Below are 9,244 nucleotides of genomic sequence, written 5' to 3' on the forward strand. Positions count from 1 at the left end.
TGGGCGGGGTCCGGGAGTCCGGTGCTGCTCGAGATGCCGCACCGGATCAAGGCCGGCAGCGGGGTCGACGGGCCGCCGGTCCGGCTGTTCGGGTCCGGCAGGTCGAGGCCCTCGCGCAGCAGGTTGATGCCGACCAGCACGTCGAAGTCGCCCGCCCGCAGTTGCCGCAGCAGCTCGACCCGGCGCAGCGTGTCGACCTCCGAGTGCAGGTAGCGCACCCGGATGCCCAGCTCCAGCAGGTAGTCGGTGAGGTCCTCGGCCATCTTCTTCGTCAGCGTCGTGACCAGGACGCGCTCGTCCTTGTCCGCCCGCTCCCGGATTTCGTGCACCAGGTCGTCGATCTGGCCCTCGGTCGGCTTCACGACCACCTTCGGGTCGACCAGGCCCGTCGGCCGGATGACCTGCTCGACGAACTCGCCGCCCGCCTGGCCCATCTCGTACGGCCCCGGTGTCGCCGACAGGTACACCGTCTGGCCGATCCGGTCGGAGAACTCCTCCCAGGTCAGCGGCCGGTTGTCCACCGCGCTCGGCAGCCGGAAACCGTACTCGACCAGGTTCCGCTTCCGGGACATGTCGCCTTCGTACATGCCGCCGATCTGCGGGACGGTCTGGTGTGACTCGTCGATCACCAGCAGGAAGTCGTCCGGGAAGTAGTCGATCAGCGTCGCCGGCGCCGAGCCCGGGCCGCGGCCGTCGATGTGGCGCGAGTAGTTCTCGATGCCGGTGCAGAAGCCGACCTGGCGCATCATCTCGATGTCGTAGGCCGTGCGCATCCGCAGCCGCTGGGCCTCCAGCAGCTTGCCCTGCCGCTCCAGCTCGGCGAGCCGCTCCTCGAGCTCCTTCTCGATGCCCTGGATCGCCTTTTCCATCCGCTCCGGGCCGGCGACGTAGTGCGTGGCCGGGAAGATCCGGACCTCGTCGACCTCCTTGACGATGTCCCCGGTCAGCGGGTGCAGGTAATAAAGCTTTTCGACCTCGTCGCCGAAGAACTCGACGCGGATCGCGAGCTCTTCGTACGCCGGGATGATCTCGACCGTGTCACCCCGCGCGCGGAACGTGCCGCGCGCGAAGGCGATGTCGTTGCGGGTGTACTGGACGTCGACCAGGGCCCGCAGGAAGACGTCCCGGTCGAGCTGCATGCCGACCGCGAGCTTCGAGGACCGGTCCAGGTACGACTGCGGCGTGCCGAGGCCGTAGATGCAGGAGACACTGGCGACCACGATGACGTCCCGGCGGGACAGCAGGTTCATCGTCGCCGAGTGCCGCAGCCGCTCGACGTCGTCGTTGATCGACGAGTCCTTCTCGATGTAGGTGTCCGTCTGCGCGATGTACGCCTCGGGCTGGTAGTAGTCGTAGTAGCTGACGAAGTACTCGACCGCGTTGTGCGGGAAGAGTTCGCGCAGCTCGTTCGCCAGCTGGGCGGCGAGGGTCTTGTTCGGCGCCATGACCAGCGTCGGCCGCTGGACGCGCTCGATCAGCCACGCCGTCGTCGCCGACTTGCCGGTGCCGGTGGCACCGAGCAGCACGACGTCCTTCTCGCCCGCCTTGATCCGGCGTTCGAGCTCGTCGATGGCCGCCGGCTGGTCACCGGCGGGCTGGTAGTCACTGACCACCTCGAACCGGCCGCCGGTCCGCGGGATCTCCGAGACGGGCCGGAAGTCGGACTGGGCGAGGACGGGGTGTTCGGTTGCGAAAGCCACGTCGACCAGAGTAGGCCGACCCACCGACATTTTTTCGGGGGCTCGGGTGGCGGAGCCCCCGACCTGGGGCGAAGCCCCAGCTTTGTCGCTGCCAATTTCCGTCGGGCCTGGTCAGGAGGCCCGGAACACCGTGATCGACGTGACATCCGGGCCGTCGACGGCGCAGTGCAGGACGGCGCCGGGCACCGGGTCGTCGCCGTGGCACGAGACGAGCACCCGGTCGGGGCCGATCGCCTGGACCTCGGTGCGCGGGAAGTCCGCCAGCACCTCGGCCACCTCGCCTTCGGGCGTCTCGAGGTGGGCGAGGACGACTTCGCGCGGCGACGGCGGGGGCGGGATCGGCAGGCCGTGGCCTTCGAAGAGGCGGTTCAGCTGGTCGGCGGCGGAAACGGCGCGGGGGAAGCCCGCGAAGGCGGCGGTCTGGACGACGACTTCGCAGACCTCGGCCGGCGACAGCCCGGAGGCGAGGCCGGTGCGGAGGTGCACGCTCAGCGGCGGGCCGACCATGCCGGCGGCGACGATCGCGGCGAGCGTGGCGGCTTCGCGGGTGCGGGCGTCGAGGGCGGGCCGTTCGTGCAGGTGGCCGTAGACGGTGCCGACGGCCAGTTCACCCAGCGCCGGGACGGTGGCGAAGAGCGCGTCGAGGCGGGCCTTCCCGCCTTCGACGAGCCCGGCGAAGTTCTCGCGGCCCTGGTCGTGGAGCTGGGCCATCGGGTCGGTCATGGTCTCCCCTTCAGCAACCGCAGTCACAGCAGGAACAACAGTCGCAGCAGTCGCAGTCGCATCCCCAGGCGTCGACGGGCTTGCCGCTCCAGGGGCCAGGATAGGGATCGCGGCAGCAGAATTGGCAGGTGCAGCACATGTAGGGGATGAGGGCGCAGCCGAGGAAGGCGTTGCGCTTCTTCGGCGGGACGGCGAATTTCGGGTACCAGAGGCCGCCGCCCTTGCCGTCGTGGAACTCGGGTTTGTCGCGCTTGCCGGGGCCGCCGGGGTCCTTGGGGCCGCCCGGGCCACCGGGTCCACCTGGGCCACCGGGTCCGCGGCCACCCGGACCGCCGGGGCCACCGGGTCCACCCGGACCACCGGGTCCGCGGCCACCCGGACCGCCGGGGCCGTTCGGGCCGCCTGGGCCGCGTCCGCCGGGTGCGCCCGGCGGCGGGATCGGGCCCGGCGGCGGGAATCCGTGCGGCTGCGGGGAGCCCCAGCCGGGCGGCACCTGGTGCGGGTGCTGCTGCGGGGTGGGTCCGGGCCCGATCCACCCGGGCGGCGGCTGCTGCCCGGCCGCCGCGGAGCCGTGCTCCAGCGTGGCGCACTCGCCTGCCGATGGAGAATGCCGCAAGGACGAGCCGTGGCCGAAAGTCCTTCGCACCGCTTGCCTCAGCTCGTGCACCAGCAACGCGTGCACCAGCGCCGGCTGCGCGAACTCCACCTCGCGCAACGCCAGCTCCACCCCCAGCACCGCGTCGTCGCACAGCCGGCGGGCTTCCTCCGGCCCCGTCCCCGTGACCGTCAACGGGTTCCACACCCCCGCCGCCGCGTCCGATTCGTAGTCTTCGACCGCGTCGAGCAGGTGCGCCACCCGGCCGAACAGCCGGCCCGCCTCGGCCAGCGGTGCCACGTTCGCCGGCTTGCCCGCCAGCTCCGCCGTGCGCGCGAACGCCGCCGCCGTGGCCCTCTCCGCCGGTTCGGTCGCCAGCAGCGGCGAGTCACCCAGCCGGACCGAGGACTCCAGCGAGCCCTGTCCCTCGACCGCCTCCGTCAGCACCGTCGTGTCGAACCCCACCCGGCCGCCCGTGCGGCGGCCCTGCGCGGTCCAGCGGGCCGCCACGTGGCGGGCCGCCGCCGCCACCGGGCGCCTTCCGTACGCGCCGTCGCCGTCCTCGACGTGGTCGCCGACCTTGGCCGCCGCCAGGACCAGCGACACCGCCGCCGCCAGCTGGGCTCCCTCGCCGCGGGCCACCGAGGCCGTCCGCATCCCCCGCAGGGGGCACGGGCCCGCCTCGCGGCGGCCGTCCGCTCGCGGGGTCTGGGCCTCGACCAGCACCGAGATGATCAACCCGTCGTAGTTGGTGACCACCCGGGCGAACTGGCCGTGCTCGTCGCGCAGCGTGAGGCACAGCCCGCACAGGTGCGCCATCCAGTCCGCGTGCAGGCCGTCGGCCAGCCGGTGGCGGCACGGTCTGATGATCCCGAACATCCCCAGTCCCCCTCGTTCCCCGGAAGCTCGGCGCACCTTAGCCCGAATGCGTGACGCCCGGGGCGGGGGTTCGCGTTTCGTGACCGGCCCGGCAGGATGACCCGCATGGCCGCACTGCACCCCCCGAAGGTCGAGGTCTTCGACCCCGCCGCGCGCGCGAACATCGACCCGAAGGGCATCCGGCGGGAGGTCGAGGAGTTCCGCGAAGAGCCGTTCGGTCTCTACCTCGCGCGCCCGACGCCGGGCCGCGCCCAGTTCCACTACCTCGAGTCGTGGCTGGTGCCCACGCTGGGCCTGCGCTTCACGGACTTCTGGTTCTCCCCCGGCCACGAACGCGACCAGGACTTCTACCTCGACGTCGTCCGCGTCCACCGCGACGGCCCGCGCTGGGTCGCCACCGACCTCTACGTCGACATCGTGCTCAAGGACAAGCTCTCCCTGCGGGTCATCGACACCGACGAGCTCCTGGAGGCCCTCGAGGCCGGCCTGGTCACCGCCGAAGAGGCCGAGTACGCGCTGAAGACCACCTACACCGCCGTCGAGGGGCTGGCCGCGCACGGCTACGACCTCGCCGCCTGGCTGGCCACCCTCGACATCGCGCTGACCTGGCGGCGTCACCCCTGACCCCGGCGGCGCCGGACCCGCACGTAGGGTGCGGGAAGACCGGCGCCGACGAGGAACAGGAGCACGATGGACGCCGTGGCCACGGCCTCCGACCAGGCCGAAGCCGAGCTCGCCCCGTTCGCCCGGCTCCCGGTCCTGCTGCTCGCGGCGGGCACGGCCACCGCGCTGCTGCTCACCGCCGGCCGCTACGGCTACTTCGGCGACGAGCTGTACTTCCTGGCCGCCGGCCGGCACCTGGCCTGGGGTTACGCCGACCAGCCGCCGCTCGTGCCCGCCCTCGCCCGGGCGATGGACACGCTCGCTCCCGGCTCGCTCGTGGTCTTCCGGCTGCCCGCGATCGCCGCGACGGCGGCCGGTGTGGTCGTCACCGCGCTGATCGCCCGGGAGCTCGGCGGGCAGCGCAAGGCCCAGGCCCGCGCCGCGGCCGCGTACGCGATCTGCGGGCAGTTCGTCGGCAGCGGCCACTACCTCGCGACGTCGACGATCGATCCGCTGCTGTGGACGCTCGTGCTGTGGCTGCTGGTCCGCTGGGTCCGCACCCGCCACGACACGCTGCTGGTCCGGCTCGGCGTCGTGACGGCGGTGGCGCTCAACGGCAAGCTGCTCATCGCCGCGTTCTGGGTGGTGGCCGGGCTCGCGGTGCTCGTGTTCGGGCCGCGTGACCTGCTACGCCGCCCGAAGCTCTGGCTCGGGGCGCTGATCGCCGCCGGCTCCCTGGTGCCGACGCTGCTCTGGCAGCGCGCGAACGGCTGGCCGCAGCTCGGCATGGGCGACGCCGTCGGCGCCGAGGTCGACGCCGCGGGCGGCCGTGCGAGCTTCGTCCCGGACCTGCTGGCCGGCGCCGGCTGGGTGATCGGCGCGCTCGGCGTCCTCTACGGCGTCGTCGTGCTGGTGGCGAGCAAGCAGCTGCGGTCCTACCGGTTCCTCGGCTGGACGGCGCTGGGGGTCGTCGCGGTCTTCCTGGCCGCCAACGGGCGGTACTACTACGCCGCCGGGATGTTCGGCGTGCTGTGGGCGGCCGCCGCCGTCCACCTCGAAGCGCGGGAGCCGGCGCGGTGGTGGCGGTGGGTGCCGGCCTGGCCGGTCTTCGTCGTGTCCGCCCTCTTCAGCCTGCCGTTCACGCTCCCGGTCTGGCCGGCGCACTGGCTCGTCGAGCACCCGGGCGCGCCGCGGCCCGCCTACGCGGCCGAAGAGATCGGCTGGCCGGACCTCGCCGCCGACGTCGCCGCGTTGTACCGGACGGCGCCGCCGGACACGGCGATCGTCACCGGCGGGTACTGGCAGGCGGGCGCGCTCGACCGCTACGGGCCCGAGCGCGGCCTGCCCCAGGCTTCCAGCGCCAGCCGGGGTTTCTGGTACTTCGGCCGTCCCGCCGACGACACCCGCAACGTGCTCTTCGTCGGTTACGACCCGTCGAAGATCGCGAAGCACTTCGGCGACGCGCGGATCGTCGGGCAGGTCGGCAACCGGCTCGGGGTCCGCAACGCCAGCGAGCACATGCCTTTCTGGCTGCTGACCGGCCGGAGCGGGAGCTGGGCCGAAATCTGGCCGCAGCTCAAGGACATGCGCGCTTAGAGCGTCCAGCCGGTGGCCGCGGCCCACTTCTCGGCGCGGGCGAACACGCCGTTGACCCACTCCTGCTTTTCCTCGGCGTAGGCGGCGACGTTGCCGTCGGCGGCGTGTGCCTCGGCCAGCCGGAGCTTGACGTCGCGGTAGTCGTCGCGCTCGTCCGGGTTCGCGCGCAGGAAGTCGCGGAAGAGCAGGGCGAGCCGCCACGCCGGCGTCTCCACCGACCGGACGTGCAGGTTCACCGGCCGCTTCGGGTCTGCGCCGACGTGCAGGCGCTTGGGCCACGTCCCGGCGCCGTCCACGGCGTCGTCGTACCAGTCGCCTTCGAGGCGCGGGAAGCCGGCGTCGGCCAGCAGTCCGCCCAGCGTGTCCGCGTCGTCCAAAGTGGACACCGTGAGCTGCAGGTCCAGGATGTCCTTGGCGGGCAGGCCCGGCACGGCCGTCGACCCGATGTGGTCGGCGCGGCGGGCCAGCTCCCCCGCCACGGCGCGGACCCGCGCCAGCACCTTCTCGGCCTGCGCCGGCCAGGTGAGGTCGTATTCGGCGATCTTCGGTGACGCCGGCGGCCGCGGCCGCCGCAGCCGGAGGTTCGCCTCGAAGGGCACCAGCCGATCCGCCCACAGCGCGTCCACCTCGGCGAGCACGGTGTCTTCGGCGCCGCCGTTGTCCAGCCAGACGTCCGCGACGGCACGGCGCTGCTCGGTGCTCGCCTGCGCCCGGATCCGCGCCCGCGCGTCCTCCTCGGCCATCCCGCGCGCCGACACCAGCCGCCGCACCCGCACCTCGACCGGCGCGTCGACGACCACGACCAGGTGGTACGCGGTCGCGAGGCCGTTTTCGACCAGCAGCGGGATGTCGTGGACGATGATCGCGTCCGGCTTCGCGGCCGCCATCAGCTCGCCGGTGCGCGCGCCGACCAGCGGGTGCACGATCGCGTTCAGCCGGTGCCGCGACTCGTCGTCGGCGAACGCCTTCGCGGCGAGCACGGGCCGGTCGAGCGAGCCGTCCGCGGCCAGGATGTCGGACCCGAACTCCGCGACCAGCCGGTCGAGCCCCTCGGTGCCGGGTTCGACGACCTCGCGGGCGATCTTGTCGGAATCCACCAGCACCGCGCCGTGTTCGGCGAGCCTGTTCGCCACCGTCGACTTCCCGGCCCCGATCCCACCCGTCAACCCCACACGCAACATGCCGATCACCCTAGTCAGGCGCGTGACTCAACCGATATCCGGACACGCCGTGTTGCTTACCCACCTCGCCGCGCCGCAGTGCGTACGGTGCGCGCGAAGAGCGTCGCCCACGCGGAGGAACGATGGCGGTCAGCAAGCACGTCGGGAAGCACCGGCTCGGCACGCCGGGGCTGGTGCACTGCCTCGTCCACCTCTCGGTGGCCGTGGCACTGGCGGACTACCGGCGGACCTGGCTGAGCACGCTGCTGGTGCCGGCCAAGCACAGCTTCGCCGGCCTGCGCCGCAAGGCCCGCGCCGCCGCGCTCGAGCGGATCTGGGTGCCGTCGGTCAGCCCGGCCCGGCCGGCCACGGTGACCGTGCGCGCCGCCTGACGAGTCGTGACAACCGAGGCTTCGCCACCCGGACCCCCTAAAAGCCGGTGGCTTCCCGCGTCTCGATCACGATCTCCGAGGACAGCGTCCGGTGCACCGGGCACTTGTCGGCGATCAGCATGAGCTTGGCGCGCTGCTCGGCGTCGAGGTCGCCTTCGAGCTCGATCTCGCGGCTGATCCGGCTGAGCAGGCCGCGCTCGGTTTCGCAGCGCGCGCAGTCTTCGGCGTGGATGCGGTCGTGCCGCAGCCGGACGGTCGCCCTGGTCAGCGGGATGCCCTTGCGGTCGGCGTACATCCGCAGCGTGATCGCCGTGCACGAGCCCAGCGACGCGAGCAGCAGCTCGTACGGGTTCGGGCCGGCGTCGGCGCCGCCCACGGCGACCGGTTCGTCGACGAGCAGCGTGTGGCCCGCCGTGACGACCTGCTGGGTGTAGGTGCCGTCGCCGCTCGCGGTGACGACGACCGTGCCGGGCTCGGGGTGGTCCATCCGCGTGAAATCCTCTCGGGTCGCGGGGAGCGGCCGATCCGGACATCCGGCGCATTCCCAAGACGCGGCGGATATCGTATCTTCTGCTGCGGGTGGGTCACCCGGACGCCGCCCTGCGCCCGGCTGCCGCAAAGGGGGTGCGCCGTGGCTACCAGGCACTTGCCGATGCGCCCGGCCGATCAGGGCGGTCGCGAGCGCTACCTCGACGCGGCGTTGTCGGTGCTCGTGGACCGCGGGGTCCCCGGGCTGACCGTCCGCGGGGTGGCGGAGGCGGCCGGCGCGTCGACGCTGTCGGTCTACGCCCGGTTCGGCGGCCGCGCGGGCCTGCTCGACGCCCTGTACGAGCGCACCTTCGACTCGCTGCGGGAGCTGCTGGAGGGCCTGCCGCCGTCGAGTGAGGACGGTGTCGCGGACCTGCTGCACCTCGCGCTGGAGTACCGGCGCTTCGCCCGCGAGAGCCCGACGCGCTACGCGCTGATGTTCGAGCGCCCGGTGCCGGGGTTCGACCCGGACCCCGCCCTGCGGTCGGCGGTGCTGCGGACGACGTTCACCTTGTTCATCGGCCGGGTCCAGCGGGTCTGCCCGCCGGGAGCGGACGCCCGCTCGGCGGCCTACCGGCTGTGGACGGCGATCCACGGCCTGGTGGGAGCGGAACTGCTGATGGCCTCGCGGCGGCCGTTGCCGGAGTGGTTCATCCCGCCGACCGAAGAGGCCCACGAGGAGATGTACCGCGCCGGCGTCACGGCGATGATGACCGGCCTCGGCCTGCGCAACTGACCCACGCCTGCGGGCTTGGTCGGCGCGAAAGCGACTGCCACCGGGCGACGAGACCGGACCGAGGTCACCACGGAAACCGCCGCGGGCCGGCTCGCGCGACCACCGGCCGGCGTCGCCACCGCCGCCGGCGGACGGCTGCTCGGCGGACGGCCGGCTTGGTCGGCGCGGACCCCACCCGCGCAAGCGACTGCCACTGCGCCCCCGAGACCAGACCGAGGTCGCCGCGAAACCGCCGCGGGCCCGGCTCGCGCGACCACCGAACCGGCCGAGGCCGGCGCGACCGACCCCGCAGCAGCGTCGCGAATGACTCATTCGCGGCCTGGGACGTCCCG

9 protein-coding genes are annotated in these 9,244 nt (G+C 73.0%); 4 read left to right on the top strand and 5 right to left on the bottom strand.

Translation table 11 applies throughout. The features are described from left to right. From uvrB to ACWDN5_RS45030, 3 genes are all read right to left on the bottom strand, one after another. The coding region (gene uvrB / locus ACWDN5_RS45020) for an excinuclease ABC subunit UvrB (protein ID WP_449680586.1) at window positions 1–1,700 on the bottom strand (1,700 nt) is incomplete at its 3' end. A 111-nt stretch (window positions 1,701–1,811) separates the two neighbouring features. Continuing rightward, entirely contained in the window at window positions 1,812–2,423 is a 612-nt protein-coding gene (locus tag ACWDN5_RS45025) for a carboxymuconolactone decarboxylase family protein (RefSeq protein WP_449680587.1), read from the bottom strand. 10 nt (window positions 2,424–2,433) lie between these two features. Next, complete coding sequence (locus ACWDN5_RS45030) at window positions 2,434–3,897, bottom strand: DUF5685 family protein (RefSeq protein ID WP_449680588.1); 1,464 nt, start codon at window positions 3,895–3,897, stop codon at window positions 2,434–2,436. Window positions 3,898–4,002: 105 nt separating this feature from the next. Here ACWDN5_RS45030 and ACWDN5_RS45035 point away from each other — a divergent pair, with 105 nt between their 5' ends. Then, window positions 4,003–4,521: a DUF402 domain-containing protein gene (locus ACWDN5_RS45035; RefSeq protein WP_449680589.1), complete on the top strand. Its 519-nt coding sequence runs from the start codon at window positions 4,003–4,005 to the stop codon at window positions 4,519–4,521. Window positions 4,522–4,587: 66 nt separating this feature from the next. Beyond that, window positions 4,588–6,096, top strand: coding sequence for an ArnT family glycosyltransferase (locus ACWDN5_RS45040; protein ID WP_449680590.1), 1,509 nt, complete (start codon window positions 4,588–4,590; stop codon window positions 6,094–6,096). Here ACWDN5_RS45040 and coaE read toward each other — a convergent pair. Continuing rightward, window positions 6,093–7,277, bottom strand: coding sequence for a dephospho-CoA kinase (gene coaE / locus ACWDN5_RS45045; RefSeq protein WP_449680591.1), 1,185 nt, complete (start codon window positions 7,275–7,277; stop codon window positions 6,093–6,095). The two genes, ACWDN5_RS45040 and coaE, sit on opposite strands and share 4 nt — an antisense overlap. A 122-nt stretch (window positions 7,278–7,399) precedes the next feature. Between coaE and ACWDN5_RS45050 the strand changes: the two genes are divergently transcribed. After that, window positions 7,400–7,648 carry a hypothetical protein gene (locus ACWDN5_RS45050; protein ID WP_310976691.1) on the top strand — a complete coding sequence of 83 codons (249 nt, stop codon included), beginning with the start codon at window positions 7,400–7,402 and terminating at the stop codon, window positions 7,646–7,648. Window positions 7,649–7,685: 37 nt separating this feature from the next. Here the strand turns inward: ACWDN5_RS45050 and ACWDN5_RS45055 are convergent, their stop codons facing one another. Beyond that, window positions 7,686–8,135 carry an OsmC family protein gene (locus tag ACWDN5_RS45055; RefSeq protein WP_310976692.1) on the bottom strand — a complete coding sequence of 150 codons (450 nt, stop codon included), beginning with the start codon at window positions 8,133–8,135 and terminating at the stop codon, window positions 7,686–7,688. 165 nt (window positions 8,136–8,300) lie between these two features. Between ACWDN5_RS45055 and ACWDN5_RS45060 the strand changes: the two genes are divergently transcribed. After that, a complete protein-coding gene (locus ACWDN5_RS45060) occupies window positions 8,301–8,912 on the top strand; it encodes a TetR/AcrR family transcriptional regulator (RefSeq protein ID WP_310976818.1) in 612 nt (203 codons plus the stop codon). The last annotated feature ends 332 nt before the right edge of the window (window positions 8,913–9,244 follow it).

The sequence above is a fragment of the Amycolatopsis sp. NPDC003731 genome (assembly GCF_053586895.1).

What these genes read in the sequence shown, in the direction of transcription:
- ACWDN5_RS45025 (WP_449680587.1), bottom strand. Translation starts at nt 2,423, where the DNA reads ATGACCGACCCGATGGCCCAGCTCCACGACCAGGGCCGCGAGAACTTC.
- ACWDN5_RS45030 (WP_449680588.1), bottom strand. Translation starts at nt 3,897, where the DNA reads ATGTTCGGGATCATCAGACCGTGCCGCCACCGGCTGGCCGACGGCCTG.
- ACWDN5_RS45035 (WP_449680589.1), top strand. Translation starts at nt 4,003, where the DNA reads ATGGCCGCACTGCACCCCCCGAAGGTCGAGGTCTTCGACCCCGCCGCG.
- ACWDN5_RS45040 (WP_449680590.1), top strand. Translation starts at nt 4,588, where the DNA reads ATGGACGCCGTGGCCACGGCCTCCGACCAGGCCGAAGCCGAGCTCGCC.
- coaE (WP_449680591.1), bottom strand. Translation starts at nt 7,277, where the DNA reads ATGTTGCGTGTGGGGTTGACGGGTGGGATCGGGGCCGGGAAGTCGACG.
- ACWDN5_RS45050 (WP_310976691.1), top strand. Translation starts at nt 7,400, where the DNA reads ATGGCGGTCAGCAAGCACGTCGGGAAGCACCGGCTCGGCACGCCGGGG.
- ACWDN5_RS45055 (WP_310976692.1), bottom strand. Translation starts at nt 8,135, where the DNA reads ATGGACCACCCCGAGCCCGGCACGGTCGTCGTCACCGCGAGCGGCGAC.
- ACWDN5_RS45060 (WP_310976818.1), top strand. Translation starts at nt 8,301, where the DNA reads ATGCGCCCGGCCGATCAGGGCGGTCGCGAGCGCTACCTCGACGCGGCG.